24 protein-coding genes and 1 other RNA gene are annotated in these 24,777 nt (G+C 56.5%); 20 read left to right on the plus strand and 5 right to left on the minus strand.

All coding sequences use genetic code 11. The features are described from left to right. The first annotated feature begins 97 nt into the window (after nucleotides 1-97). Together AC1XYH_RS02265 and AC1XYH_RS02270 are read left to right on the plus strand one after the other, a co-directional pair. Nucleotides 98-727, plus strand: a complete 630-nt coding sequence (locus AC1XYH_RS02265) for a glutathione S-transferase N-terminal domain-containing protein (RefSeq protein ID WP_483325049.1) — start codon at nucleotides 98-100, stop codon at nucleotides 725-727. A 38-nt stretch (nucleotides 728-765) separates the two neighbouring features. After that, complete coding sequence (locus tag AC1XYH_RS02270; RefSeq protein ID WP_483326282.1) at nucleotides 766-1,167, plus strand: ClpXP protease specificity-enhancing factor; 402 nt, start codon at nucleotides 766-768, stop codon at nucleotides 1,165-1,167. Between the two features lie 95 nt (nucleotides 1,168-1,262). On the opposite strand, the gene AC1XYH_RS02275 is transcribed toward AC1XYH_RS02270, so the two are convergent. The 4 genes from AC1XYH_RS02275 to AC1XYH_RS02290 are packed head-to-tail and all read right to left on the minus strand — an operon-like array spanning nucleotide 1,263 to nucleotide 4,625. Then, complete coding sequence (locus AC1XYH_RS02275; RefSeq protein WP_483325050.1) at nucleotides 1,263-1,829, minus strand: BON domain-containing protein; 567 nt, start codon at nucleotides 1,827-1,829, stop codon at nucleotides 1,263-1,265. After that, the gene (locus AC1XYH_RS02280; RefSeq protein WP_483325051.1) at nucleotides 1,826-2,419 is read right to left on the minus strand and encodes a phosphoheptose isomerase; all 594 of its coding nucleotides are present in this window, start codon (nucleotides 2,417-2,419) and stop codon (nucleotides 1,826-1,828) included. The genes AC1XYH_RS02275 and AC1XYH_RS02280 overlap by 4 nt, the downstream gene beginning before the upstream one ends. Nucleotides 2,420-2,430: 11 nt before the next feature. Next, on the minus strand, nucleotides 2,431-2,805 hold the full coding sequence (locus AC1XYH_RS02285; protein WP_483325052.1) for a YraN family protein: 375 nt from the start codon (nucleotides 2,803-2,805) through the stop codon (nucleotides 2,431-2,433). Continuing rightward, nucleotides 2,805-4,625, minus strand: a complete 1,821-nt coding sequence (locus tag AC1XYH_RS02290; RefSeq protein WP_483325053.1) for a penicillin-binding protein activator — start codon at nucleotides 4,623-4,625, stop codon at nucleotides 2,805-2,807. The genes AC1XYH_RS02285 and AC1XYH_RS02290 overlap by 1 nt, the downstream gene beginning before the upstream one ends. A gap of 161 nt (nucleotides 4,626-4,786) precedes the next feature. On the opposite strand from AC1XYH_RS02290, the gene rsmI reads away from it, so the two are divergent. The 18 genes from rsmI (at nucleotide 4,787) to lpxC (ending at nucleotide 24,094) form a co-directional block, all read left to right on the plus strand. Further along, a complete protein-coding gene (gene rsmI, locus AC1XYH_RS02295; protein WP_483326283.1) occupies nucleotides 4,787-5,635 on the plus strand; it encodes a 16S rRNA (cytidine(1402)-2'-O)-methyltransferase in 849 nt (282 codons plus the stop codon). Between the two features lie 64 nt (nucleotides 5,636-5,699). Then, nucleotides 5,700-6,058: RNase P RNA component class A (gene rnpB / locus AC1XYH_RS02300), an RNA gene on the plus strand. 305 nt (nucleotides 6,059-6,363) lie between these two features. After that, a complete protein-coding gene (mraZ, locus tag AC1XYH_RS02305; protein WP_483325054.1) occupies nucleotides 6,364-6,819 on the plus strand; it encodes a division/cell wall cluster transcriptional repressor MraZ in 456 nt (151 codons plus the stop codon). After that, nucleotides 6,816-7,754 carry a 16S rRNA (cytosine(1402)-N(4))-methyltransferase RsmH gene (gene rsmH, locus AC1XYH_RS02310; protein ID WP_483325055.1) on the plus strand — a complete coding sequence of 313 codons (939 nt, stop codon included), beginning with the start codon at nucleotides 6,816-6,818 and terminating at the stop codon, nucleotides 7,752-7,754. The genes mraZ and rsmH overlap by 4 nt, the downstream gene beginning before the upstream one ends. Beyond that, nucleotides 7,754-8,062, plus strand: coding sequence for a cell division protein FtsL (gene ftsL / locus AC1XYH_RS02315; protein WP_483325056.1), 309 nt, complete (start codon nucleotides 7,754-7,756; stop codon nucleotides 8,060-8,062). Before rsmH ends, ftsL begins: the two co-directional genes overlap by 1 nt. Continuing rightward, nucleotides 8,059-9,804: a peptidoglycan D,D-transpeptidase FtsI family protein gene (locus AC1XYH_RS02320; protein ID WP_483325057.1), complete on the plus strand. Its 1,746-nt coding sequence runs from the start codon at nucleotides 8,059-8,061 to the stop codon at nucleotides 9,802-9,804. The genes ftsL and AC1XYH_RS02320 overlap by 4 nt, the downstream gene beginning before the upstream one ends. After that, nucleotides 9,801-11,252 carry a UDP-N-acetylmuramoyl-L-alanyl-D-glutamate--2,6-diaminopimelate ligase gene (locus tag AC1XYH_RS02325; RefSeq protein ID WP_483325058.1) on the plus strand — a complete coding sequence of 484 codons (1,452 nt, stop codon included), beginning with the start codon at nucleotides 9,801-9,803 and terminating at the stop codon, nucleotides 11,250-11,252. Before AC1XYH_RS02320 ends, AC1XYH_RS02325 begins: the two co-directional genes overlap by 4 nt. Beyond that, nucleotides 11,245-12,633, plus strand: coding sequence for a UDP-N-acetylmuramoyl-tripeptide--D-alanyl-D-alanine ligase (locus AC1XYH_RS02330; RefSeq protein ID WP_483325059.1), 1,389 nt, complete (start codon nucleotides 11,245-11,247; stop codon nucleotides 12,631-12,633). The genes AC1XYH_RS02325 and AC1XYH_RS02330 overlap by 8 nt, the downstream gene beginning before the upstream one ends. Before the next feature lies 1 nt (nucleotide 12,634). After that, nucleotides 12,635-13,717 (plus strand): phospho-N-acetylmuramoyl-pentapeptide-transferase, encoded by a 1,083-nt coding sequence (gene mraY, locus AC1XYH_RS02335; RefSeq protein WP_483325060.1) that lies wholly within the window; start codon nucleotides 12,635-12,637, stop codon nucleotides 13,715-13,717. A gap of 10 nt (nucleotides 13,718-13,727) precedes the next feature. Continuing rightward, nucleotides 13,728-15,077: a UDP-N-acetylmuramoyl-L-alanine--D-glutamate ligase gene (gene murD, locus AC1XYH_RS02340; protein ID WP_483325061.1), complete on the plus strand. Its 1,350-nt coding sequence runs from the start codon at nucleotides 13,728-13,730 to the stop codon at nucleotides 15,075-15,077. Continuing rightward, on the plus strand, nucleotides 15,074-16,249 hold the full coding sequence (ftsW, locus tag AC1XYH_RS02345; RefSeq protein WP_483325062.1) for a putative lipid II flippase FtsW: 1,176 nt from the start codon (nucleotides 15,074-15,076) through the stop codon (nucleotides 16,247-16,249). Before murD ends, ftsW begins: the two co-directional genes overlap by 4 nt. Then, nucleotides 16,242-17,315 (plus strand): undecaprenyldiphospho-muramoylpentapeptide beta-N-acetylglucosaminyltransferase, encoded by a 1,074-nt coding sequence (gene murG / locus AC1XYH_RS02350; protein WP_483325063.1) that lies wholly within the window; start codon nucleotides 16,242-16,244, stop codon nucleotides 17,313-17,315. The genes ftsW and murG overlap by 8 nt, the downstream gene beginning before the upstream one ends. Nucleotides 17,316-17,349: 34 nt before the next feature. Continuing rightward, entirely contained in the window at nucleotides 17,350-18,756 is a 1,407-nt protein-coding gene (gene murC, locus AC1XYH_RS02355) for a UDP-N-acetylmuramate--L-alanine ligase (protein WP_483326284.1), read from the plus strand. Continuing rightward, nucleotides 18,756-19,673: a D-alanine--D-alanine ligase gene (locus AC1XYH_RS02360; RefSeq protein WP_483325064.1), complete on the plus strand. Its 918-nt coding sequence runs from the start codon at nucleotides 18,756-18,758 to the stop codon at nucleotides 19,671-19,673. Before murC ends, AC1XYH_RS02360 begins: the two co-directional genes overlap by 1 nt. A gap of 13 nt (nucleotides 19,674-19,686) precedes the next feature. Then, nucleotides 19,687-20,550: a cell division protein FtsQ/DivIB gene (locus tag AC1XYH_RS02365; RefSeq protein WP_483325065.1), complete on the plus strand. Its 864-nt coding sequence runs from the start codon at nucleotides 19,687-19,689 to the stop codon at nucleotides 20,548-20,550. A 10-nt stretch (nucleotides 20,551-20,560) separates the two neighbouring features. Continuing rightward, on the plus strand, nucleotides 20,561-21,796 hold the full coding sequence (gene ftsA, locus AC1XYH_RS02370) for a cell division protein FtsA (RefSeq protein WP_483325066.1): 1,236 nt from the start codon (nucleotides 20,561-20,563) through the stop codon (nucleotides 21,794-21,796). Between the two features lie 97 nt (nucleotides 21,797-21,893). After that, a complete protein-coding gene (gene ftsZ / locus AC1XYH_RS02375; RefSeq protein ID WP_483325067.1) occupies nucleotides 21,894-23,072 on the plus strand; it encodes a cell division protein FtsZ in 1,179 nt (392 codons plus the stop codon). Between the two features lie 110 nt (nucleotides 23,073-23,182). After that, nucleotides 23,183-24,094, plus strand: a complete 912-nt coding sequence (lpxC, locus tag AC1XYH_RS02380) for a UDP-3-O-acyl-N-acetylglucosamine deacetylase (protein ID WP_483325068.1) — start codon at nucleotides 23,183-23,185, stop codon at nucleotides 24,092-24,094. A gap of 153 nt (nucleotides 24,095-24,247) precedes the next feature. Here lpxC and AC1XYH_RS02385 read toward each other — a convergent pair whose 3' ends face one another. Further along, nucleotides 24,248-24,721 (minus strand): DUF721 domain-containing protein, encoded by a 474-nt coding sequence (locus AC1XYH_RS02385; protein ID WP_483325069.1) that lies wholly within the window; start codon nucleotides 24,719-24,721, stop codon nucleotides 24,248-24,250. Nucleotides 24,722-24,777: the final 56 nt, after the last annotated feature.

Here is a 24,777-nt window from a genome sequence, read left to right on the forward strand (position 1 = left end):
GCCGTTTCGTTTGCGTGGGCAGAAGCTCGCGTTTTCTTGTGTTTCATGCTGCATTTAGTGTGCTTGCCGCAGTCCGCTAAAGGATGAGGGTTGATTTATGGGCGTTACCGCCAACAAGCGTTCCTCGATGGCTTTTTTCTCCGATCCACGTGACCACTACTGTCATCGGGTACGTATAGTACTGGCAGAGAAGGGTGTAACCGTCGATGTGGTTGATGTAGAGCCTGACAATCACCCCCAAGAGCTGGCTGAAACCAACCCTTACAACAGTGTTCCCACGTTGCTTGATCGTGATCTGGTGCTGTATGAGCCAAATATCATGATGGAGTATCTGGATGAGCGTTTTCCGCATCCTCCACTGCTGCCGGTCTACCCAGTAGCGCGTGCCAATAGCCGCTTGCTGATGTATCGCGTGCAGCGCGACTGGTGCCGGTTGGTCGATATCATTGCTGATGCCAAAAGTGCGCCCGCTGCGGTCACCAAGGCGCGAAAAGAGTTGCGTGAAAGTCTGACTGGGGTTGCTCCAGTATTTGCTGAAATGCCGTTCTTTATGAGTGACGAGTTCAGTCTGGTGGACTGCTGCATAGCTCCTATACTTTGGCGTTTGCCTGAGTTGGGTGTCGAGTTGCCCAAGCAGGCTAAGCCATTACAGGACTACATGGACCGGGTGTTCAAGCGCGAGGGTTTCATTGCCAGTCTCTCTTCTGCCGAGAAGGAAATGCAGTAACTCATTCGACGCAACTAGAGGAGTAAGGCATGACGGAGATGAATTCCAGTCGTCCCTACCTGATTCGAGCGCTGTATGATTGGATTCTGGATAATCAGTGCACGCCATATCTATTGGTGAATGCTGATTTTCCCGAGACCGCAGTGCCTGTGGGATTTGTAGAAGACGGGCAAATCGTTCTCAATTTGTCGCCGAGCGCGGTTCGTCAATTAGATATGGATAATGACCGTATCTGTTTTGACGGTCGTTTCGGTGGTGTTGCACAGCAGGTGTGGGTTCCAGCGGGTGCAGTCATGGCGATTTATGCTCGCGAAAATGGCCAAGGCATGGTGTTTGAAGTTGAGCCTGTGACGCCGCCACCGAGCGAAGGCTCAAGCCCCACGCCTAAAGCGCCTGGCAAGCCTGAGGGTGGTCGCCCATCACTTAAGGTGGTCAAATAGCGCTGCTCAGTTAGTTATTTCTGGCTGAGCGTAGTGTATAAAAAAAGCGCCACATTCAGATTGAATGTGGCGCTTTTTTTATTGCTTGGTACTTGTCAGTCGATGTATTCGAACAGCTTCACAATGCGCTGAACTCCACCTACTTGCTGGGCTTCAGCTACAGCTAGCGAAGCCTCGTTCTGGGTTACCAGTCCCATGAGATAAACTACACCTGCCACGGTGACCACCTTGATGCGGCTGCCTGGAATATTGCCGGAAGTCAGCATGCGGGTCTTAAGGTTGGTGGTGATCAGCGCATCTTGATTACGCGCCATTAACGACAAAGGACTGCTGGCAGTCAGCTCGTTATGCACCACCTTTACCTTTTGCGTGTTCTTGGCTGCCTGTTCGGCCAGTGGCAGTAGATCCTGCCTTGGTACCTGGCCAGCCAATAGCACCACACCATTGTAGCTAGTAACCGAAATGCGCCCCTGGCTTTCAATGTCAGGATGCGCCTTGTTGACGTTTACCGATACTTTGGTTTCGATGAACTGATCATCAATGCTGCTACCCAGCGAACGAGTGCCGCGGTCGTCTTCGATTGGGGTGTCGCGTGCTGAGGTTAATACGCTGGTGCAGCCCGATAGCGTCACCAGTAGTGCTACAGCAATAAAACGTGTCATTCCTCACTCCCAAACAGTTGACGGTCAATCAGGTCGCACAGGCAGTGTATCGCAAGCAGGTGAACTTCCTGGATACGAGCAGTGGAACGAGCCGGAACCCGAATCTCTACGTCCTCAGGGAGCAGTAGAGAGGCCATGGCGCCGCCATCACGACCGGTCAGAGCCACCACCAGCATTTCGCGGTCGTGCGCTGCCTGGATGGCTTGCATGATATTGGCTGAATTGCCGCTGGTGGAAATCGCCAGCAATATATCGCCGGGTTGGCCGAGGGCGCGAATTTGCTTGGAAAAAACCTCTTCAAAGCTGTAATCATTGGCTATCGAGGTGATGGTGGATGCATCGGTCGTCAGCGCAATGGCCGGCAGGCTGGGACGCTCGCGCTCGAAGCGATTAAGTAGCTCAGACGAGAAGTGCTGGGCGTCACCGGCGGAGCCGCCGTTGCCACAGGTCAGTATTTTTCCTTCATTCAGCAGGGCATTGACCATCACTTGGCTGCCTTGCTCAATGCTCGGGCCAAGAATGTCCATGGCGCGTGTCTTGGTTTCGATACTGTCGGTGAACAGCTGTCTAATTCTGTGTTGCATGTCCATAGGAGAACTCGCTAGCAAGTGAAAGCCTCTCGGATCCAGTTATAAGCAGCCGGATCCGCGGGATTGCCTTCGGCGGCAATAACATCGAAGCGGCAGGGGCGGTTGGCCAGTCTTGGGTGGTGAAGAAGAAAGTGCTGTGCAGCCAAAATGACGCGTTGTTGCTTTGGCTTGTTAACACTTTCCGCCGCGCCACCCCAGCACGTTTGGCGCCGGTAACGCACTTCTACGAATACTACTGTATCCCCGTCACGCATGACCAGATCAAGCTCGCCCTGCTTGCACCGGTAATTGCGCGCGAGACAGCTTAGACCGGCACGCAACATGATTTGTTCAGCCAAAGCTTCGGCTTGGTTGCCGACGCGCTGTTTGGCGGTGAAGCGTAGCATCAGAAATCGTTATCGATGACTGCAGGTCTGAGCAAGCCATCTTCAATCTGGCCCCAGGCCAGGTCACGCTGAATGCGGCCGCCTTGGGTTAGCGACAGCAGACCGGTGGCGCCCTCTATGCGGGTGTCTGGATACTGCCGCATTTGCGGCAGCCGACTGAAAATGCGCTGGGCGTCTATACCCATGGCATAGAGCCGGCCAAGCGGCCCCGCCGCTTGCGGCCAGCTGGCGGTGACGCTCTGGTACAGAGGATCGTCCTGCTCAAGTAGCCAAGGCGTTTCCGCGACCAGCAAGCCATCCAAGTCGGTGTTTTGGGAGCCGCTTGGGTCTACCTGATAAGAATGTGATGTCGCATAAACGGGCAGCGCTGCTGCGTACTGGAATGCCAGCGTGGGCTTTATCTGCCTGGCTTGCAGTGGGGTGGCTGCGAGGAACAGCGCGTCCAGATCCTGGCGTGGCGTAGGTAGAGCTTTAACATCGCCGAGAATGCCTTGAACCGTATTGGCGCGGCGCTCGCTTTGACGAATCTTCAGCAGCTCGCCCATCTGATTCGCAACAGTAGCGGGCTGGTCGACAATTTCTTGTCCAATCAGCTCGCCACCGAGGGCTTCCCATTGCTGCTTGAAGGCATAATTGGCACGCTGGCTCCAATCATCATTGGTGGACAACGTAGCCATACGACGGCGGCCGTCTTCCCAAGCGCGCATGGCTGCGGAGCGTGCCTCATCTTCTGGTGCTAGACCAAACTGGTAGAACGTCAGCGCGTTGTTGCCTTGTTGCTCACTGTAATTTAGCGATAGCACCGGCAGCGGCAAGTTGGGAAGGGCGGCAAGATAAGCGACTTTATCTTTCTCCAGCGGCCCTATGATCCATTGAACGCCTTCTGATTTGGCCTGGTTCAGTGCCTGCAATGCGTCAACATATTGAGTGCTGTCGTACAGCGTAACTTGTGGCTGCTCTATACCCTGACTCTGCGCCTGGTATTGGGCGGCCAGGAAGCCGTCGCGCAGCGCCTGTGCAACATTGGCCAGCGGGCCGCTGAACGGTAGCAATAAACCAATATGGGTTGGGCGGCTGGCTTGCAGCTCCTGCAACTGCTCCATTGCTTTTGGCAATTTGCTGTTGGCTGGGTGAGTTGGATAAGTCTCGCGCCATGCCTGCAGGGCTTGAATTTGCAGATCAAGGTTGCTGTTCTGGCGATTGATCAGAGCCAGTTGTACCCAGCCGGCAAATTCGCCAGTCGCTTTATTCGATGCCGCCTGCAAGTCAGTGGTGCTGGCTTTGGCCAAGCTGTCCCAGATGGCTTGTTGGTTGCTGGCTTGGGCGTTGGCGGGTAGCAGGCTGTCGATGAACATCCGCTCTTGGGCGGCCTCGACTGGTTTTTCGTTGGCATCGTAGATATCGGCACGCAGCTGTTGGACGCGCAGTTGTTCGTCTAGCGGGCGGCTGTCGAGCTGTTGCAGCGAGGGGTGTTGGATGGCGCGCTGAGCGCCGGCGTTATCGCCGATGGCCAGTGCACTTTGCGCTTGCAGTTCGCTGAAACGAATCTGTTGATCGCTGGGCAGCTTGCTCTGAGGGATGCGTTGCAAAATAAGCTGGGTGCGCTCCGCGTCGCCAGATTGCATGGCTGCTTGAGCTGCATAAAGGCGCAGCAACTCTGCTTGCGGTCCGGATTCGCCCTCTGCATCTTTTAACAGTTGGTCGACGGAGGCCTGCGGTGTTCTCGGCAGATCGTCCAGTTGTGTGGGCTGGGAGGAGCAGCCGACCACTAGCCAGGAAAGAGCAATGGCGAGTGCGGGCAGGCGTAGATTGCGGGGCATGCGGAGTGTCCTTACGCGGTGGGTCGCAGCGACAGCGCTCCCCTTGAGATAAACAGTACCTGCATTGTAACCAAGGCCCCTGCCAATCTCCAGGCAATCGCTGTGGTGCGCATCTCTCCTGTACAATGCGTCACAGATTACTATCGGGAGCTTATATGACGATCACTGCCGGCACGCTCTTTGTGGTTGCCACGCCAATAGGTAACCTGCAGGACATTACGCCACGCGCGCTGGAGGTATTACGCTCTGTCGCTTTGATTGCCGCCGAGGATACACGGCACAGCGCCAGACTGATGCAGCACTTTGGTATTGGTACGCCGATGACCGCATGCCACGACCATAACGAGCGTGGCAAAGGTGAGCGTTTGGTGGCCCGATTGCTGGCCGGCGACGATCTAGCGCTGATCTCGGATGCTGGCACGCCGTTGATTTCTGACCCTGGCTATCACCTGGTGCGTCAAGCGCGCGAAGCGGGCGTGCGGGTTTCGCCTCTGCCGGGCGCCTGTGCCTTGATTGCTGCGCTGTGCGCCGCAGGCTTGCCGTCAGACCGTTTCGCCTTTGAAGGTTTTTTGCCAGCCAAGTCGCACGGTCGTCGTCAACGTTTGGAAGGGCTTGCAGCAGAGCAGCGCACCTGGATGGTCTATGAGGCGCCGCATCGCTTGCTGGAGTGTCTGGATGATATGCGTGAGATTCTCGGGCCTGAACGACGCGTGGTCTTGGCCCGCGAGCTGACAAAAACCTTTGAGACTTTGCGCTCTGCGCCTGTGGCAGAGCTTGCTGACTGGGTGCGGGGTGATAGTAACCAGCAGCGCGGTGAATGTGTGTTGGTGGTTGAGGGTGCCGCTGCACCCGTGGCCGATGAGGTTTCGGCCGAGGCAATGCGAGTGTTGGATGCGTTGCTGCAGGAGTTGCCGGTCAAGCAAGCAGCCCGCCTAGCGGCGCAAATAACGGGCGGTCGTAAAAACCATTTGTACCAGTTGGCACTGCAACGTGGCGAAGAATCCAGCTGACCCCCGCTTTGTCGTCGTCTTTTCTACTTGCTCTGTGTGGCGAAGGCGACTAACCTTGCCGCCAAGAGTTGGCTGGACAGTCGCTGTGTCGGCACCGCAAGGCGCTGGCAGGGAGGAAAGTCCGGGCTCCATAGGGCAGAGTGCCAGGTAACGCCTGGGAGGCGTGAGCCTACGGAAAGTGCAGCAGAGAGCAGACCGCCTAAGCGCGCAAGCGCCGGTAAGGGTGAAAAGGTGCGGTAAGAGCGCACCGCGCAGCTGGTAACAGTCTGTGGCGTGGTAAACCCCACTCGGAGCAAGACCAAATAGGAATCCATCGGTGTGGCCCGCACTGGATTCGGGTAGGTTGCTAGAGGTTGTCAGTGATGGCGATCCCAGAGGAATGACTGTTCTCGACAGAACCCGGCTTACAGGCCAACTCTTATTTTTTCTTCTTCTTGTTGTGACTCCCTTCTCTTTTAGATCAAAAGAATCTTACTCTTCATAATTTACTTTAAGTTGTGAGGGGATCTGTTTGCTTTGTCTCCGCTTTACCCTCCTTGCTTTACTTTGATTCTAGGTAATCCTCCCTTTTTTAGTGCTAAACCCCTGCTCTGCAAGGCTTTTTCCCTCATTTGTCTGCTTGACGCTGTGTCAGTGCGTTTCTATAGTGTGCCAAAGTGGTACGAAGTGGATAAAAGTGGGAAAAATTGGCGTTAAGCGCCAGCTCATTAACGGGGTAGGTAGAAAGCGTGTTTCGAGGATCCAACGCCATCAATCTGGACGCCAAAGGGCGACTCGCGATGCCTGCGCGCTATCGCGATCGCTTGATGGAGTCCTGTGGCGGTCAGTTGGTGGCGACCATCGCCCTCGAAGAGCGTTGCCTGTGGATCTACCCCTTGCAGGAATGGGAAGCGGTTGAAGCGCAGTTGCGCTCAGCGCCGAACATGAATCCTGCGGTTAAACGCCTGCAGCGCCTGTTGATTGGTAATGCCAATGATCTGGAGCTGGACAGCAACGGCCGCTTCGTCATCCCACCGTTGCTGCGCGATCACGCCGGGCTGGATAAAAAAGTCATGCTGGTTGGGCAAATCAATAAATTCGAGCTCTGGAGTGAAGAGGCCTGGACGGCCACCACCAGCGCCTACTTGGAAGAATCGCAGGACGCCGGTGAGTTACCGGTGGAACTGCATTCCTTAAGCCTATGACCGCGCACGCCGATTACCAACATGTCAGCGTACTGCTGAATGAAGCGCTGGAAGGTCTGGCCATTAAGCCAGATGGTTTGTATGTCGACGGCACCTTCGGACGTGGCGGCCATAGTCGCGCGCTCTTGTCGGGGTTGGCGCCGGGGGGGCGCTTGATCGCCTTCGATAAAGATCCGGAAGCCATCCGGACGGGTAACGAGCTGGCGGCCATAGACGGCCGCTTTGTCGTTGTGCAGCGTTCATTTGCTGACATGGCGCAAGAGCTCAAGGACCGGGGTTTGCACGGCAAGGTTGATGGCATCCTGTTAGATCTTGGGGTTTCTTCACCCCAGCTAGACGATCCTGAGCGCGGTTTCAGCTTCATGAATGACGGCCCGTTGGATATGCGCATGAACCCTGGCATGGGTCAGAGCGCTGCCGATTGGGTCAATAGCGCCGCTGAGGCAGACATCGCCACCGTGCTTAAAGAGTACGGCGAGGAGCGTTTTTCCAAGCGCATGGCGCGAGCCGTGGTTACGCGCCGCGCGCAGCAACCCTTTACTCGCACAGCCGATCTGGCCGAGGTGATTAAGGAAGCGAATCCGGCGTGGGAGAAGGGCAAGAATCCGTCCACCAGAGCATTTCAGGGTATTCGTATTTTCATTAACCGCGAACTGGAAGACCTGGCAGACGGTTTGCGTGCGGCAGTTGAATCGTTGGCTCCGGGCGGGCGTTTGGTGGTGATCAGCTTTCACTCGCTGGAAGATCGCATGGTGAAGCAGTTCATGCGCCGCGAAGCCAAAGGCGCGCCGCTGCCCCGTGACCTGCCTATCCGCGATATCGATATTCCTGTTTCAGTCAACTTGGTTGGTAAGACGATTAAGCCGTCTGCCGCCGAAGTGGCTGCTAATCCTCGGTCTCGTAGCGCCATGCTGCGTATCGCGGAGAAACGCTAATGGGCGCGTCAGAGCAACTGATCAAACCACAGCGCAACTTGCCAGCGGGTAGTGGCTTGTTGCTGCTTGTGGGCGTAGTGGTCGTGATCAGCGCTCTGGCGGTGTCTTACAGTGCACATTGGAGCCGTTTGTTGTTGAACGAATTGGCGGCTGAAATAGAAGTCCGCGAAAAGGCGCAGGCCGAATGGGGCAGGTTGGTGCTTGAGCAGAGCACCTGGACGGCTTATAGCCGTATCGAACGAATCGCGACCGAGCAGTTGGGCATGCATGTGCCTGAACCAGCTGACGTAATTTTGGTGCAGCCATGAAGAAGCTCGGTTTCAAGCCCAATGGCAGTTTGCATCCTTGGCGTTTTCGTCTGGTAATTGGCTTGCTGGGCTTGTGCTGCGTGGCTGTGGCTTGGCGTATTGTCGAGCTGCACGTGTTGGATGAAGGCTTTCTGAAAAGCCAAGGCGACAAGCGCAGTGTGCGGCACGTGCCTATCCCCGCGCATCGTGGACAGATTACCGACCGCAACGGTGAGCCCTTGGCCGTGAGTACGCCGGTCCTGACCATTTGGGCCAACCCATCACAGTTGATCAATCAAGAGACGCATTGGGCTGATCTGGCTCGCGTGCTCGGTACCGACCTGTCTACCTTTCGCGCCCGTCTGAAAGCCAATGCCGATAAAGAGTTTATCTATTTACGTCGTCGGATGACGCCGGTGGATGGTGAAGCAGTCATGGCGCTCAAGGTACACGGCGTTTACAGCATTGAAGAATATCGCCGCTTCTACCCTGCAGGTGAGGTGGCGGCGCATCTGGTTGGCTTTACCAACGTGGATGAAAAAGGTCAGGAAGGGCTGGAACTCGCTTATGACCAGTGGCTGGAAGGCGTTCCCGGAAAGCGTCAGGTCCTGCAAGATCGCCGTGGACGTCTGATTAAAGATGTGCAGGTAGTTAGCAATGCGCGGCCAGGCAACGATCTTAAGTTGTCGATTGATTTGCGGCTGCAGTATTTGGCTCACCGCGAATTGCGTGAAGGTATGAAGGAGTTCGAAGCCAAGGCCGGCTCGATCGTGATGCTGGATGTGCGTACCGGTGAGGTTCTGGCGATGGTCAATCATCCCAGTTATAACCCAAACAATCGTTCCAACCTGCAGCCAGGCATGATGCGCAATCGCGCCATCATCGACGTATTCGAGCCCGGTTCAACCATGAAGCCGATCTCCATGACCGCCGCATTGGCGAGTGGTCGTTGGAAGCCAACCGATACGGTGAACGTGTATCCCGGCACACTGCGCATCGGTCGATACACCATTCGCGACGTGTCTCGTGCGCCGGGTGGTGTGCTGGATCTGAGCGGTATTTTGCTTAAGTCCAGTAACGTCGGCATGAGCAAAGTTGCACTCGATATCGGCGGACAGGCGGTTCACGATGCGATGCAAAGTGTGGGTCTGGGCGAATATACCGGTCTTGGGTTCCCTGGCGAGCGGGTTGGCAAGCTGCCTAGTTATCGTGAGTGGCGCTCAGCTGAGACTGCCGCACTGTCTTATGGTTATGGTTTGTCGGTTACCGCCGTACAGCTGGCGCAGGCTTACTCGATTCTCGCTAACGATGGCCGCAAGGTACCGATGTCACTATTGCGCGTGGAGAATCGTCCAGAGGCGCAACAGGTGCTGAACGAGGCAGCGGCCAAAACAGTGCAAGGCATGTTGCAGAACGTAATTGAAGCCGATAGCGGCACCTACCGTGCGCGGGTTCCGGGTTACCACGTATCTGGCAAGAGCGGTACGGCGCGCAAGGCCAGCACCTCCAGTAAAGGTTATAAAGAAGATTCCTACCGTTCGCTGTTCGCCGGTTATGGTCCAAGTACCAATCCGCGTATTGCAATTGCGATCGTTATTGATGAGCCAAGCAAAGGCGGCTACTACGGCGGTTTGGTTGCGGCACCGGTGTTCAGTGGCTTGATGTCCAACGCGCTGCGCTTGATGAACATTGCCCCAGATAACTTAGGTGAAATGCAGCAAGTTGAGCTGCCAGCGCCCCCAGCTAGCAGGGAGCGCGGATGAAACTTACCCAGCTGTTCCCCGAGCTGACGACTGCGGATCTTGAGATTGGCGGCATGACGATGGATAGCCGTCGCGTGCAGGTTGGCGATCTGTTTTTTGCCGTGCCGGGCTTGCAGCAGGATGGACGGGATTATATTACTCAGGCGGTGGCAGCCGGCGCGGCAGCTGTCGCTTATGAACCTGCTGACTATCAGTTAACAGCGCTGCCTGTGCCGGCGATAGCTGTTCCTGGTTTACAGCAGCAGTTGTCCAAATTGGCTGGCGTGTTCTATGGGCAGCCTAGTCAACAGCTTAGCGCCATTGGCGTTACGGGCACTAACGGCAAAACCAGCGTTAGCCTGATGCTCGCCCAGGCGCTGACTGCAGCCCAGAAACCTTGTGGTGTGATTGGCACGCTGGGCAGCGGCATGCTTGGCCAGCTGACAGAGCACGGCATGACCACGCCAGACCCGCTGCTGGTTCAGGCGCAACTGGCTCGGCTGCATGCCCAGGGTGCGAGCCATGTGACGATGGAAGTGTCTTCCCATGCGCTGGATCAAGGGCGCGTTGAAGGCGTGAGTTTCGCCGTTGCGATATTCACCAACCTGAGTCGCGATCATCTCGATTATCACGGCGACATGTCGGCATACGGCGCTGCCAAGGCATTGCTGTTCAAGCGGCCGCTGCGAGCCGCGGTCATTAATATAGATGATGAGTTTGGCCGCCAATTAGCCGCAGAGAGTGTAGCCCCCGTCATCAGCTATAGCCTCGAGGATACGCTGGCCTCCCTTTATTGCAGCGACACGGCATACGACAGCAAGGGCGTGCGCACCACGTTGCACGGTCAGGGCGAAACGTTCCAGTTACGCAGTGCGCTGCTCGGCAGCTTTAACCTTAGCAACCTGCTGGCGGTCATCGCGAGTTTGAGCGCGCTAAAGGTTCCCTTGTCACAAGCAGTAGAGCTGGCGGCCGAATTGCAGCCCCCAGCGGGCCGCATGCAGCGTCTGGGTGGCGGTGCGGCGCCGCTTGTAGTGATCGATTATGCGCATACCCCTGACGCATTGGACAAAGCGCTCGCCGCATTACATGAGCACGCTAGCGGCCGGGTCGTCTGTGTATTTGGCTGCGGTGGTGACCGTGACAAGGGCAAGCGTGCGTTGATGGCGCAAGTTGCCGAGCAGCGTGCCGACGCCATTGTCGTCACCAGCGACAACCCACGCAGCGAGCCTCCACAACAGATTATTGAGCAAATTTGCCAAGGGATGGAACGTAGCGGCCTCGCTACCGTCATACCCAACCGTGCTGCCGCGATCGCCGAGACGATTAGCGCAGCAGGCGTCGGCGATGTGATTTTACTTGCCGGCAAAGGGCATGAAACCTATCAGGAGATTGAAGGCGTGCGTCATCCCTTCAGCGATATTGAACACGCGCGCCAAGCGCTGCTGCAGTGGGAGGCGACACATGCTTGAAGCAATCCGCCTCTCTGAACTGCTGAAGCCTCTGGCCGCCACCATGAACGGCGTAGATACCCATTTCGATAGCGTCAGTATTGATGCGCGCAACGTACAGGCGGGTGGCTTGTTTGTCGCTTTGTCCGGTAGCCGGGTAAATGGGCACGATTATGTTGCTCAGGCCCGTGAGCAAGGCGCGGCGGCGGCCATGGTCGAGTATCTGGTCGACGATGAGTTGCCGCAACTGTTGGTCCACGACTGTCAGCTGGCGCTGGGTCAGTTGGCGGCGTTGGCACGTGATGGCTTTGCGGGGCGGGTAATCGCGATTACCGGTTCCAGTGGTAAAACCACCGTCAAGGAGATGCTGGCCTGCATTCTGCGTCACGCGGGTAGCGTGTTAGCAACCGAAGGTAACCTGAACAACGAACTGGGTGTGCCGCTGACGCTGCTGCGCCTGTTGCCAACGCATGACTACGCCGTCATTGAAATGGGCGCTGCCGCTGCGGGTGACATTGCTTACACCATGAGTTTGGCCAAACCACAGATTAGTGTGCTGACCAATGCTGAAATGGCCCACGTAGGTCGCTTCGGCAGTCTCGAAAGCATTGCCAAGACCAAGGGCGAAATTGTCAGTGAACTGCCAGATGGCGGAGAGGCGATCCTCAATCTGGACAGCGCCTGGTTCGAGCAGTGGTATCAATTACTTGGCAGCAAACGTAGCTGCTGCTCCTTCAGCTTGAAAAATCCAACCGCGCAGCTGCGCGCTGAAATGATTGAGCTTAATGGTATGGGCTGCCCGGCATTCCAGCTGGAAACCCCGGTTGGCGCAGTGAAAGTGCAGCTGCAGTTGCGCGGCAAGCACAATGTTGCCAATGCACTGGCTGCTGCTGGCGCGGCCTTGGCTGCCGGCGTATCGCTCGAGTGCATTAGCGCGGGGCTTGCAGAGCTGGCGCCGGTGCCGGGTCGCGGCAACTCTGCTGCGGGGGTTGCCGGGGCGCAAATCATTGATGACAGCTACAACGCCAATCCCGATTCGGTTAAAGCCGCAGTTGAGCTGTTGGCCAGCTTGCAAGGCACCCGCATTCTGGTGCTAGGCGACATGGGTGAACTTGGCGATTGGGCTGAATCCAGTCATACCGAAATCGGCGAATATGCCCGCGCTCAAGGGCTGGATGGGTTATACGCTGTCGGTAAGCTGTCGGCCCTGGCGGTTCAGGCATTTGGCGAGCGCGGTCAATTGTTTGCCAGTAAGCAAGATTTGATCGAGGCGCTCAAAGGGCGTCTGGATATCAGCACGCAAGTGTTGGTGAAAGGCTCGCGCAGTGCGGGCATGGACGAGGTTGTAGCCGGTCTCACGGCCTCGGCTGACACGCAAAATAACAAAAACAGGGTCAGCTGATATGTTGCTTTTACTTGCCGAATTTCTACAGCAGTTCTACTCCGGGTTCTCGGTTTTTCAGTATTTGACCCTGCGCGGTATCTTGGGCGTGCTGACCGCACTGGCAATGGCGCTGTTTCTCGGTCCCTGGATGATTCGCACGCTCAGCTTTCGCCAGATCGGACAATCTGTACGCAATGACGGTCCGCAATCGCATTTATCTAAGGCCGGTACGCCAACCATGGGTGGCGCGCTGATTCTCGTCGCCATTGGTGTCAGCACTCTGCTGTGGGCTGACTTGAGCAATATCTACGTGTGGGTAGTGCTCGGCGTCACCTTTAGCTTCGGCGCAGTGGGCTGGGTGGACGACTATCGCAAAGTGGTGGAAAAAAATTCTCGCGGTCTGCCTTCGCGCTGGAAATATTTTTGGCAATCAGTTTTTGGTTTGGCTGCTGCGGTGATTCTTTACATGCACGCGCAAACGCCCGTCGAAACCACGCTGATTGTTCCTTTCTTCAAGCACATTGAGTTCCAGTTAGGCGCTTTCTTTGTGGTGCTGACCTACTTCGTCATCGTTGGCTCCAGTAACGCGGTTAACTTGACCGATGGGCTGGACGGTTTAGCCATCATGCCCACCGTTATGGTGGGTGGTGCGCTGGGTATTTTTGCTTACCTGTCGGGTAACGCCAAGTTTGCTGAATACTTGCTGATCCCCTATGTGCCAGGCGCGGGCGAGCTGATTATTTTCTGTGGCGCCTTACTGGGTGCCGGTTTGGGTTTTCTCTGGTTCAACACTTATCCCGCGCAAGTCTTTATGGGCGATGTCGGCGCTCTGGCGCTGGGCGCCGCGTTGGGTGTGATCGCGGTCATCGTGCGCCAAGAAATTGTGTTGTTCATCATGGGCGGTATTTTTGTAGTGGAGACGCTGTCGGTCATTGTGCAGGTAGCGTCGTTCAAGCTGACCGGGCGCCGGGTATTTCGTATGGCGCCGATTCACCACCATTTTGAATTGAAAGGCTGGCCTGAGCCGCGCGTGATCGTACGGTTCTGGATCATCACCGTGGTACTGGTGCTGATCGGTTTAGCCACTCTTAAGCTGCGCTGAGGAAATTAAGGTGTCACTGATTACCACGGACAAACAACGGATCATCGTCGGGCTCGGCAGTAGCGGGCTCTCGGTTGCCCGTTATTTGGCGGGCCGAGGCCTGTCGTTTGCCGTGGTTGATACCCGTCAGAATCCGCCAGGGCTGGATAAGCTGAAACGCTTCGCGCCCATGGCTGATCTGTATCTCGGTGAGCTGGATGAGCAGCTGTTGTGCTCCGCTGGCGAACTCATTGTCAGTCCTGGCGTTGCCTTGAGCACGCCAGCGCTGCAGGTCGCTGCGAAAGCAGGCGTATCCATCGTCGGCGATATAGAGCTGTTTGCTCGCGAGGCCAAAGCACCGATTGTTGCGATCACCGGTTCCAATGCCAAAAGTACGGTCACTACGCTGGTTGGCGAGATGGCTTCAGCCGCGGGCATCGATGTGGCTGTGGGCGGCAACTTGGGTACTCCGGCGCTGGACTTGCTGGATCAGAACGCCTCCCTTTATGTGCTCGAACTTTCCAGCTTCCAGCTGGAAACGACTGATCGCTTGAACGCGCGCGTGGCCACTGTATTGAACGTAAGCGAAGATCACATGGACCGCTACAGCGGTCTGGCTGCCTATCACTTAGCCAAACACCGGGTATTCCGTGGTGCAGAGCAAATTCTGATCAACCGGGATGATGCTTTGTCGCGCCCTCTGGTAGCGGATCAGTTGCCCTGCTTCAGTTTTGGCTTGTCGCGTCCTGATTTCAAAGGCTTCGGCTTGTTGGAGCACGAAGGCGAAAGCTGGCTGGCATTCCAATTTGAACCGCTGATGCCGACTCGCGAGTTAAAAATGCGCGGTGCACACAATCAGTCCAATGCGCTGGCTGCCCTGGCACTCGGACACGCAGTCGGCTTGCCCATGGAGCCGATGCTGGAAACCCTGCGTCATTTTGCCGGCTTACCGCATCGTTGTCAGTGGGTGGGTGAGCACGCAGCGGTCAGCTACTTCGATGACTCTAAAGCCACCAACGTAGGCGCTGCGTTGGCTGCTATCAACGGCTTGGGTGCGGATATTGACGGCAAGCTGGTGCTGATCGCTGGCGGCGACGGCAAGGGCGCTGATTTTAAGCCGCTGAGTGCGCCGTCAGTTAAGTATTGCCGTGCAGTCGTGCTGCTGGGTCGAGATGCCGATAAGTTGGCAGCCGTACTGCCCGAGTCGCTGGATGTAACGCGAGTCGAAACCCTCGACGCGGCGGTGCTTACTGCGGCCAACAAGGCGCAGCCCGGTGATGCGGTGCTGCTGTCGCCAGCGTGCGCCAGCCTGGATATGTTCAAAAATTTTGAAGAGCGCGGCCAGCTGTTCGCCGAAGCGGTAGGGAGGCTTAGCGCATGAATTGGCTAGCCACTGCCCGTGATGCCAGCGCGCCGCTGATTGGCGAACGTCGTTTCGATATGGACTTGCCGCTGCTGGTTGGCTCGCTGTGTTTGCTGGCGCTTGGATTGGTTATGGTCTCCTCAGCCTCCATGGAAGTAGCTGCCGGGCGCCTGGGTGATCCGCTGTATTACATGAATCGGCAGATCGTCTATCTGTTGATCGGTCTAATCGCGATGGCTGCAACTCTCGCAGTACCGGTGCGGTTGTGGGAACAGTTCCGCTTTCCGCTGCTGTTTTTAGGTTTTGCCTTGCTGCTGGCAGTGTTGATTCCGGGCATCGGTCGTGAGGTTAACGGTAGCTGGCGCTGGATTGCAGTAGGCCCGATCAACGTGCAGCCATCGGAGCTGGCCAAACTCTTCGCCGTGGTTTTTCTATCCGGTTATCTAGTGCACCGCCAGGAAGAAGTGAAGGAGCAATGGTTCGGCTTTATCAAGCCTTTCATGGTGCTCGGTCCCATGGCTTGGCTGTTGATCATTGAACCCGATTTCGGCGCCACCGTCGTGTTGATGGGCGCTGCCACCGGCATGCTGTTCCTCGGTGGTGTTGGTTTGTTTCGCTTTCTACTGCTGTTCGGTTCCCTTGGCGGGCTGGCCGGTTTGCTGGTCGCGTTCGAACCCTACCGCTTGCAGCGTCTGACCGGCTTCCTCAATCCTTGGGAAGACCCCTACGGCACGGGTTATCAGCTCACTCAGGCGCTGATCGCTTTTGGTCGTGGTGAGTGGCTGGGCGTTGGGCTGGGTAACAGCATTCAAAAGCAGTTTTACCTGCCTGAAGCGCATACCGATTTCGTATTTTCCGTGCTTGCTGAAGAGCTTGGCATGGTCGGCGCATTAGCCGCCTTTGCTTTGCTGATCTTCGTCGCAGTGCGGGCGTTATACGTTGGCTTGTGGGCCGAGCGCGCGGGCATGATGTTCTCCGCGTATCTGGCGTACGGCCTGGCGATCATGTGGTGCGGGCAGGTGCTGATTAACGTTGGCGTAAACATTGGCTTGCTACCGACTAAAGGTCTGACTTTACCCTTCCTAAGTTATGGCGGCAGTTCTTTGGTGGTGTGCTGCGTTTCTTTGGGTCTGCTGCTGCGGATCGATTGGGAGCGTAGACAGGCACTGCGGGAGGCCGGCAATGACTAAGACTGTATTGGTAATGGCGGGTGGTACCGGTGGACATGTATTCCCAGCATTGGCCTGCGCCCGTTTGCTGCGCGACCAAGGTTATGACGTGCACTGGTTGGGCACCAACCGCGGCATTGAAGTAGACCTGGTACCGCAAGCCGGCTTCCCAATTCATTACATCGACATTCAAGGGTTGCGCGGCAAAGGCACGCTGGATCTGCTCAAAGCGCCGTTCCGTATCGTTCGTGCGCTGGGGCAATCGTTGAAGCTGCTGGCCGAACTACGGCCAGTGTTTGTGCTGGGCGCTGGCGGTTACGTAACGGGTCCCGGTGGCTTGGCTGCTTGGTTGCGCCGCATTCCCGTCGTGATTCACGAGCAGAACGCCGTAGTAGGTACCGCTAACCGTCTGCTGTCGCGTTTCGCTCGTCGTTGCTGCGAGGGTTTTGCAGGTAGCTTTCCGGCGGATGAGCGTCGTCGCAGCACTGGCAACCCTGTGCGCGAAGAGATTTTCCGAGTGCCTGCACTTACCTGGAACGGCGAACGCCCGATGCGTTTGCTGGTATTGGGGGGCAGCTTGGGTGCGATGCCATTGAACACGTTATTGCCCGATGCGCTCAGCCGTTTGCCGCAGGAGCAGCGTCCGCAAGTGGTTCATCAGTGTGGCAAGCAGCACTCGCTAGTTGCTCGAGAAGCTTATGAGACCGCTGGCGTGCGCGCCGATGTTGAAGCCTTTATTGCGGACATGAGTGGCGCTTACGAATGGGCTGATCTGGTGGTCTGCCGTGCCGGCGCGCTCACCGTCTGTGAGTTGGCGGCAGCTGGTCGTCCTTCCTTTTTGATACCGCTGCCGCACGCTATCGACGACCACCAGAGCGCTAACGCACGCTATCTGGCTGAGCGTGGCGCTGCTGAGTTGCTACCGCAAGCCGAGCTTACTGGTGCGCTGCTGGCAGAAAAATTGATGACTTACATGAATCAACCGGAGTTACTGCGAGAGATGGCTCAACGCGCCCGCGAACAAGCAACGCCCAATGCCACCACGGATGTGGTGCAAGCCTGTATGGAGGTTGCACGTGATCAGTAATAAACGCGCTCAGGCAACGTTCACCCTGCCGGAAATGCGCCGCATCCGCCGTATCCACTTCGTCGGTATTGGCGGAGTGGGTATGTGTGGTATTGCCGAAGTATTGTTGAACCTGGGTTACGAGGTGTCGGGCTCTGATCTCAAGCGATCGGCAGTGACTGAGCGTCTCGAAGAGTTTGGTGCGCGGATTGATATCGGCCATCGCGCAGAGAACCTGCAGTCTGCTGACGTGCTGGTAGTGTCTAGCGCGATTAATCCACAGAACCCGGAAGTCGCAGCGGCAATTGATATGCGTATTCCGGTCGTGCCGCGTGCGGAGATGTTGGCTGAGCTGATGCGCTATCGTCACGGTATCGCTGTCGCCGGCACCCACGGTAAGACCACCACTACCAGCCTGATTGCTTCGGTGCTGGCTGCGGATGGCCTGAGCCCCACCTTCGTTATTGGCGGCCGTTTAACCGCCGCTGGCACTAATGCACAACTGGGTGAAAGCCGGTATTTGGTTGCCGAGGCAGACGAAAGTGATGCTTCTTTCCTGCACTTGCAGCCGATGGTTGCCATCGTTACCAATATCGATGCTGACCACATGGAAACCTATGAAGGCGACTTCAATCGGTTGAAGCGCACCTTTGTCGAGTTTCTGCACAACTTGCCGTTCTACGGCGTGGCTGTGTTGTGTATTGATGACCCGGTGGTGCGTGAAATCTTGCCGCAGGTGAACCGTCAGGTGATTACTTACGGCCAGTCTGATGACGCCGATTTTCGCGCCGTGGATATTCACCAGAACGGCATGCAGACCCACTTTACCGTGCTGCGTGACGGTCACGAGCCGCTGAAAGTGTCCGTCAACATGCCGGGTGTACATAACGTGCTTAATTCGCTGGCGACCATTGCGGTGGCAACGGATGAAGGCGTGTCAGATCGGGCCATCATTAAAGGCTTGACCGAGTTTCAAGGCGTTGGCCGTCGCTTTCAGGTGTATGGCGATTACAACTGGGCTGATGGCCAGATCATGTTGGTGGACGACTACGGCCACCATCCACGTGAAGTGGCGGCGGTCATTAAGGCCGTGCGCGCGGGCTGGCCGGAGCGCCGCCTGGTCATGCTGTATCAACCCCATCGCTACACCCGTACCCGCGATCTATACGAAGACTTTGTCCAGGTGTTGGGTGAAACCAGCGTGTTGTTACTGATGGAGGTCTATCCCGCAGGTGAAGAGCCGGTGCAGGGGGCCGACAGTAAGAACTTATGTCGGAGTATTCGTCAGCGCGGCCAGATAGACCCTATTTATGTAGAACGCGATGCCGATGTGATGCCGTTACTCGAGGCTGTTTTGCAGCCGGGCGACATCCTGCTTACCCAAGGCGCCGGGGATATCGGCGGCCTGGCCCACCAATTGGCTGATGCTTTGGCCGCTAGAAGCGCCGGAGGTAATGCTTAATGGTCGATGTAGCAGCTTTTGGCCGCGTGGCCGTACTCTTCGGCGGGACCTCCGCCGAGCGCGATGTATCACTGAAATCCGGCGCTGCGGTGCTGGAGGCTCTGCTGAGCGCAGGCGTGAATGCTTACGGTATTGATGCTGATGAGCGCCTTGCTGAACAACTAGTTGGTGAGCGGCCGGATCGTGTGTTCATCGCACTGCACGGCCGTGGTGGTGAAGACGGTAGCTTGCAGGGTCTGCTGGAATCATTGCGGATTCCCTATACCGGCAGCGGCGTTATGGCCTCAGCGGTTGGCATGGACAAATTGATCACCAAGCAAATATGGCAGAGCTTGGGGCTGTCTACTCCGGCCTACGCCATGCTCGGTGCGATGGATGAGTGCGCGGGCATAGTCGACAAACTGGGCGTACCGCTAATCATCAAGCCAGTGCACGAAGGCTCTTCGATTGGTATGGCCAAGGCCGACAGCCTGGCTGATCTGCAGCAGGCCTGGAAAGGCGCGCAGGCTTATGACGACCAGGCACTGGTCGAGCAATGGGTGCAGGGCGCTGAATTCACCGTGGCGATTTTGGACGGTAAGGCATTACCGGCAATCCGCCTGCGCACTCCGCACAATTTTTACGATTACGACGCTAAGTACCTAGCGAACGATACCCAGTACCTGTGCCCGTGCGAGCTGCCGGCAGAGAAAGAGGCCGAGTTGGCTGAGTTGTGCCTGCGCGCGTTTAACGCTGTGGGTTGCCGCGGCTGGGGCCGGGTTGACGTGATGCAGGACGAAGCGGGCCGCTTTTATCTGTTGGAGGTTAATACCGTACCGGGTATGACCGATCACAGTTTGGTACCGATGGCGGCAAAGGCCACCGGCATGTCATTCACTGATTTGGTGCTGGCGATTCTCGCCAGTGCCCGCTGCTGAGGCCGAGGCAAGTATGTTGGGGCAGATGATCCGCGACTCAGGTACCGCACCTGCAGCACGACGCAAAGCGTCGAGCCGCGGCGCTGTGCGTATCGCGCCGCCTGCACCGCGTGCCAGCATTCGTAGCCGTTTGGGCAAGCCTTCCTTAGATGGGTTGGGTGGTCGCCTGCAGTCCTTGCTTTGGCCGCTATTGCTGGTCGCGTTGGGCATGGGCTTATACGAGCTCGGTACTCGCTTGATGCCACTGGCCGACCGCCCGGTAGCCTTGATCACTGTCGAAGGTGAGCTGGAGTACATCGATCACGACGCCGTGCAGCTGGTGATTAAGCCTTATCTGCATGAGAGCTTCCTGGGTATCGATCTCGACGGCTTGCACGCGGACCTCCTGGCGATGCCCTGGGTGGCCGATGCCTCGGTGAGGCGCGTATGGCCAGACAAACTGGTAATCGACTTGGACGAACAGCTACCGATTGCCCGCTGGGGTGATCAGGCTTTATTGAACAATGAAGGCAAGGCGTTTGCGCCGCAGGATATCAGCCGGTTTGCGCAGTTGCCGCAACTGGATGGCCCTGAACGTGCCAAGCGCCGTGTGATGCGCCATTACCAGCAGTTCAGCAGCCTACTGCGGCCGCAAGGCATGGTCGTCAGTAAGTTGGAGTTACGTGATCGTGGTAGCTGGTTTTTGACTACCGAAGACGGCATGGAAGTGCTGCTCGGACGCGACAATTTAGTAGAGAAAATGCAGCGGTTCATGACGATCGAGCAGATGCTGCTGCAGGATCGGCGGGAACTGATCGCGCGGGTAGATCTGCGCTACAGCAATGGCATGGCCGTGGCCTGGCGTGAGCCAGTTGAAACGACCGAATCGGGGGAGTAACGGAAAGATTATGGCAAGCAAGCAGGGTAGCAGGATGATAGTGGGGCTGGATATCGGCACCTCCAAGGTCGTGGCACTGGTCGGCGAGATCGGCGCGGACGGCCAACTGGAGATTGTGGGTATTGGCTCACACCCCTCACGCGGGCTGAAGAAAGGCGTGGTGGTCAATATTGAGTCCACAGTGCAGTCCATTCAGCGGGCCGTCGAAGAAGCCGAATTAATGGCCGGTTGCCAGATTCATTCCGTGTTTGCCGGTATTGCCGGTAATCACATCCGGAGTCTGAACTCCAACGGCATAGTCGCCATCCGTGACCGTGAAGTAGTGCAAGCAGATATCGAGCGCGTACTGGATGCAGGTCAGGCGGTCGCCATCCCGGCGGATCAGAAAGTGCTGCACATCTTGCCGCAGGAATACGTTATCGATAACCAGGAAGGTGTGCGTGAGCCCCTGGGTATGTCCGGCGTACGGCTTGAGGCCAAGGTGCATTTGGTGACCTGCGCGCTCAATGCAGTGCAGAACATCGAGAAGTGCATTCGCCGGTGCGGGCTGGAAGTTGAGGATGTGATTCTCGAACAGCTTGCTTCCAGTTACGCCGTGCTAACTGAAGACGAGAAAGAACTCGGTGTTTGCCTGGTCGATATCGGCGGCGGCACTACCGATATCGCGATTTTCACTGAGGGCGCGATTCGCCACACCGCGGTGATTCCGATTGCCGGCGATCAGGTGACTAACGACATCGCTATGGCGCTGCGCACGCCGACCCAGTACGCCGAAGAAATAAAGATTCGCTACGCCTGTGCGCTAGCCAAGCTGGCCGGCCCCGAAGAAACCATCAAGGTGCCTAGTGTCGGCGAGCGTCCACCACGTGATCTGTCACGTCAGGCGTTGGCTGAGGTAGTCGAGCCGCGCTATGACGAGCTGTTCACGTTGATTCAGGCTGAGCTACGTCGCTCAGGTTTTGAAGACATGATCCCTGCAGGGATCGTGATGACCGGTGGTACCGCAAAAATGGAAGGCGCTATTGAATTGGCGGAAGAAATCTTCCACATGCCAGTGCGCCTCGGTATGCCGCAAGAATTCAAGGGGCTTACCGATGTGGTACGTAACCCGATTTATGCCACCGGTGTTGGCTTGCTGCATTACGGCATGAAGCATCACGGCGAACAGAGCAACAGCCCGAGCGACAGCGGTAATAAAGTGCCGGTGGTCGAGCGAGTGAAGAAGTGGTTCCAAGGTAATTTTTAAGCATTTGTAAATCGCGTAGCAGATCCGCCCAAGCGGGCTAAACGCAGTAAACGAAACGACATAAAACGAAACGAGTTTGTACTCCAGGAGAAAGGTCATGTTCGAACTGATCGATAACGTCCCACAAAACGCAGTAATTAAAGTCATCGGTGTTGGTGGTGGTGGCGGTAACGCACTGCAGCACATGGTCGTCAATAACGTTGAAGGCGTGGATTTCATCTGCGCTAACACGGACGCCCAAGCACTGAAAAACGTCAGTGCTCGCACCGTATTGCAACTAGGCTCCGCCGTTACCAAGGGCCTGGGCGCCGGCGCTAACCCTCTGATCGGTCGTGAAGCTGCAATCGAAGACCGTGAGCGGATCGCTGAAGTGCTGCAGGGCGCTGACATGGTGTTCATCACTGCTGGCATGGGTGGTGGCACCGGTACCGGCGCAGCTCCTGTGGTCGCTGAAGTTGCTCGCGAAATGGGCATTCTGACGGTTGCCGTGGTCACTAAGCCGTTCCCGTTCGAAGGCCGTAAGCGCCTGCAAATCGCGGAAGAAGGCATTCGTGAGTTGAGCATGCATGTAGACTCGCTGATCACTATTCCGAACGAAAAGCTGCTGACCGTACTGGGTAAAGACGCAAGCCTGCTGGCTGCTTTCAGCAAGGCAAACGACGTGCTGCTCGGCGCAGTGCAGGGTATTGCTGATCTGATCATGCGTCCGGGTATGATTAACGTCGACTTCGCTGACGTGAAAACCGTCATGAGCGAGATGGGCATGGCGATGATGGGTACTGGTCACGCCAGTGGTCCGAACCGTGCTCGTGAAGCAGCTGAAGCGGCTATCCGCAGCCCGCTGCTGGAAGATGTGAACCTGATGGGCGCGCGCGGTATTTTGGTCAACATCACCGCGGGTCCGGATCTGTCGCTGGGCGAGTTCTCTGAAGTCGGCAGCACGGTTGAAGAGTTTGCTTCTGAAAGCGCTACTGTTGTGGTCGGTACGGTTATCGATCCAGAAATGCGTGATGAACTGCGGGTTACCGTGGTCGCTACGGGCCTAGGTTCCAAGAGCGACAAGCCGGTTAAAGTAGTGGATAACACCGCTGCACAGGCTCAAGCACCGGCCGCTCGTCATAGCGAAGGCTCTGCGCCGAACTACCGCGACCTGGATCGTCCTACCGTGATGCGCAACCAGCATCCGCAGGGCAGTGCAGCCGCGCGTTTGAGCCAGCCGGCAGAAGACCTGGATTATCTCGATATCCCGGCCTTCCTGCGTCGCCAAGCCGATTGATTTGATCAATCGGTGGCATAGGGCTTATTGGTATTCATCAAAGGCGTACTTTGATATTATGCACGCCAATTTGTTGAAAATTATTCGCAACTAGAGCGGACCAGTCAAGCATGATCAGACAACGCACACTGAAGAACATCATCCGGGCCACTGGTGTTGGTTTGCATTCGGGTGAGAAGGTATACCTCACACTGAAACCTGCACCGGTAGATATGGGTATCGTGTTCCGCCGTACAGATCTCGACCCTGTGGTCGAGATCCCGGCGCGTGCCGAGTTTGTGGGCGAGACGACTATGTCCACCACCCTGATCAAGGATGGCGCCAAGGTTGATACGGTAGAACATTTGTTGTCTGCCATGGCCGGTCTAGGTATCGATAACGCCTATGTAGAACTGAGCGCCCCTGAGGTGCCGATCATGGACGGTAGTGCCGGTCCTTTTGTGTTCCTTATCCAGTCCGCTGGCATTGAGGAGCAGGACGCGCCAAAGCAGTTCATTCGCATTAAACGCGCAGTGACTGTTGAGGAAGACGGTAAAACCGCCACTTTCGTGCCTTTTGAAGGCTTTAAGGTTTCATTTAGTATTGATTTTGACCACCCGGTTTTCCGGGGTCGCAGTCAGACCGCTTGCGTGGATTTCTCCAGCACTTCCTTTGTTAAGGAAGTGAGTCGGGCACGAACCTTTGGGTTTATGCGTGATATCGAGTATCTGCGTTCGCAGAATCTGGCACTTGGCGGTAGCGTCGACAATGCGATTGTCGTTGATGAGTACCGAGTGCTCAACGAAGACGGTTTGCGTTATGAAGACGAGTTTGTGAAGCACAAGATTCTGGATGCCATTGGCGACCTTTATCTACTGGGCAAGAGCTTGGTGGGTGAGTTTCAAGGCTATAAATCAGGTCATTCGCTGAACAACAAGCTGCTGCGTGCTTTGCTGGCGACCAAAGATGCCTGGGAAGTGGTTACATTTGACGATGCGGGTACGGCGCCGATTTCATTTATGCGCCCTGCTGCTGCAGTCTGATGCCAGCCTACTGAAACCAGTCGTCTGACACCTTTCTCGTTTCGTTGTTTATTTAGCGGCCACTTCGGTGGCCGTTTTCTTTACTTTAAACGTTCTCAAATTCTTACGGCCTGACAGTCTTTGACTTGCTCGGGTTCAATTATCTATATGACTTTATGTGCCCTCGTGCTGACCTTCGTCGCCAGCGTGATGCCGAGCCAGTTTCTGCAGTGCGGTACGTAAAGTAGCGTCTGTTACATGTTCGGCGGTTTCCTGCAAGTGCTCCGCAGCTACCTGCGAACGACGGATTGTGCGAACTGGTGGTGCTTTTTTGACCAGTGGAGGTTGTACCTTGCAGTGGATTTTCGTTAAGGTTGCGAACTCTTTGTAAGCCTGTAGCTGGCGAACGAGGCGCTTTTGCTGATATCTGAGTCGCGTAGCCCAATGGCTGCTGCTGACCACAAAGCGTAATACCCCGTCTGCAAGAGAGGCTACTTTGCAATGCTCTCGTGCTGCAGGCTCCAGTTGAGTCTCCACCAGAGACTGTAAGCGCTCAACGGCTTTTGCCTGTGCATAAAGTCTTTTGAGGGTGGTGTTGGTGCGCAGCAGATCGTTGGGTCTGCGTGCATCCAGCGGGTAGAAAGCCATGCAGGTATAAACCGGTTTTGGAGTGATATAGCGGTCATCCTAGCAGAACCGCTGTC

It is taken from the genome of Pseudomonas sp. GW-45 (assembly GCF_056896675.1).

Bases quoted from the DNA above. Each gene is read 5' to 3' on its own strand.
- AC1XYH_RS02265 (WP_483325049.1), top strand. From the start codon at position 98: ATGGGCGTTACCGCCAACAAGCGTTCCTCGATGGCTTTTTTCTCCGAT.
- AC1XYH_RS02270 (WP_483326282.1), top strand. From the start codon at position 766: ATGAATTCCAGTCGTCCCTACCTGATTCGAGCGCTGTATGATTGGATT.
- AC1XYH_RS02275 (WP_483325050.1), bottom strand. From the start codon at position 1,829: ATGACACGTTTTATTGCTGTAGCACTACTGGTGACGCTATCGGGCTGC.
- AC1XYH_RS02280 (WP_483325051.1), bottom strand. From the start codon at position 2,419: ATGGACATGCAACACAGAATTAGACAGCTGTTCACCGACAGTATCGAA.
- AC1XYH_RS02285 (WP_483325052.1), bottom strand. From the start codon at position 2,805: ATGCTACGCTTCACCGCCAAACAGCGCGTCGGCAACCAAGCCGAAGCT.
- AC1XYH_RS02290 (WP_483325053.1), bottom strand. From the start codon at position 4,625: ATGCCCCGCAATCTACGCCTGCCCGCACTCGCCATTGCTCTTTCCTGG.
- rsmH (WP_483325055.1), top strand. From the start codon at position 6,816: ATGACCGCGCACGCCGATTACCAACATGTCAGCGTACTGCTGAATGAA.
- ftsL (WP_483325056.1), top strand. From the start codon at position 7,754: ATGGGCGCGTCAGAGCAACTGATCAAACCACAGCGCAACTTGCCAGCG.
- AC1XYH_RS02320 (WP_483325057.1), top strand. From the start codon at position 8,059: ATGAAGAAGCTCGGTTTCAAGCCCAATGGCAGTTTGCATCCTTGGCGT.
- AC1XYH_RS02325 (WP_483325058.1), top strand. From the start codon at position 9,801: ATGAAACTTACCCAGCTGTTCCCCGAGCTGACGACTGCGGATCTTGAG.
- AC1XYH_RS02330 (WP_483325059.1), top strand. From the start codon at position 11,245: ATGCTTGAAGCAATCCGCCTCTCTGAACTGCTGAAGCCTCTGGCCGCC.
- mraY (WP_483325060.1), top strand. From the start codon at position 12,635: ATGTTGCTTTTACTTGCCGAATTTCTACAGCAGTTCTACTCCGGGTTC.
- ftsW (WP_483325062.1), top strand. From the start codon at position 15,074: ATGAATTGGCTAGCCACTGCCCGTGATGCCAGCGCGCCGCTGATTGGC.
- murG (WP_483325063.1), top strand. From the start codon at position 16,242: ATGACTAAGACTGTATTGGTAATGGCGGGTGGTACCGGTGGACATGTA.
- murC (WP_483326284.1), top strand. From the start codon at position 17,350: ATGCGCCGCATCCGCCGTATCCACTTCGTCGGTATTGGCGGAGTGGGT.
- AC1XYH_RS02360 (WP_483325064.1), top strand. From the start codon at position 18,756: ATGGTCGATGTAGCAGCTTTTGGCCGCGTGGCCGTACTCTTCGGCGGG.
- AC1XYH_RS02365 (WP_483325065.1), top strand. From the start codon at position 19,687: ATGTTGGGGCAGATGATCCGCGACTCAGGTACCGCACCTGCAGCACGA.
- ftsA (WP_483325066.1), top strand. From the start codon at position 20,561: ATGGCAAGCAAGCAGGGTAGCAGGATGATAGTGGGGCTGGATATCGGC.
- ftsZ (WP_483325067.1), top strand. From the start codon at position 21,894: ATGTTCGAACTGATCGATAACGTCCCACAAAACGCAGTAATTAAAGTC.
- lpxC (WP_483325068.1), top strand. From the start codon at position 23,183: ATGATCAGACAACGCACACTGAAGAACATCATCCGGGCCACTGGTGTT.
- AC1XYH_RS02385 (WP_483325069.1), bottom strand. From the start codon at position 24,721: ATGGCTTTCTACCCGCTGGATGCACGCAGACCCAACGATCTGCTGCGC.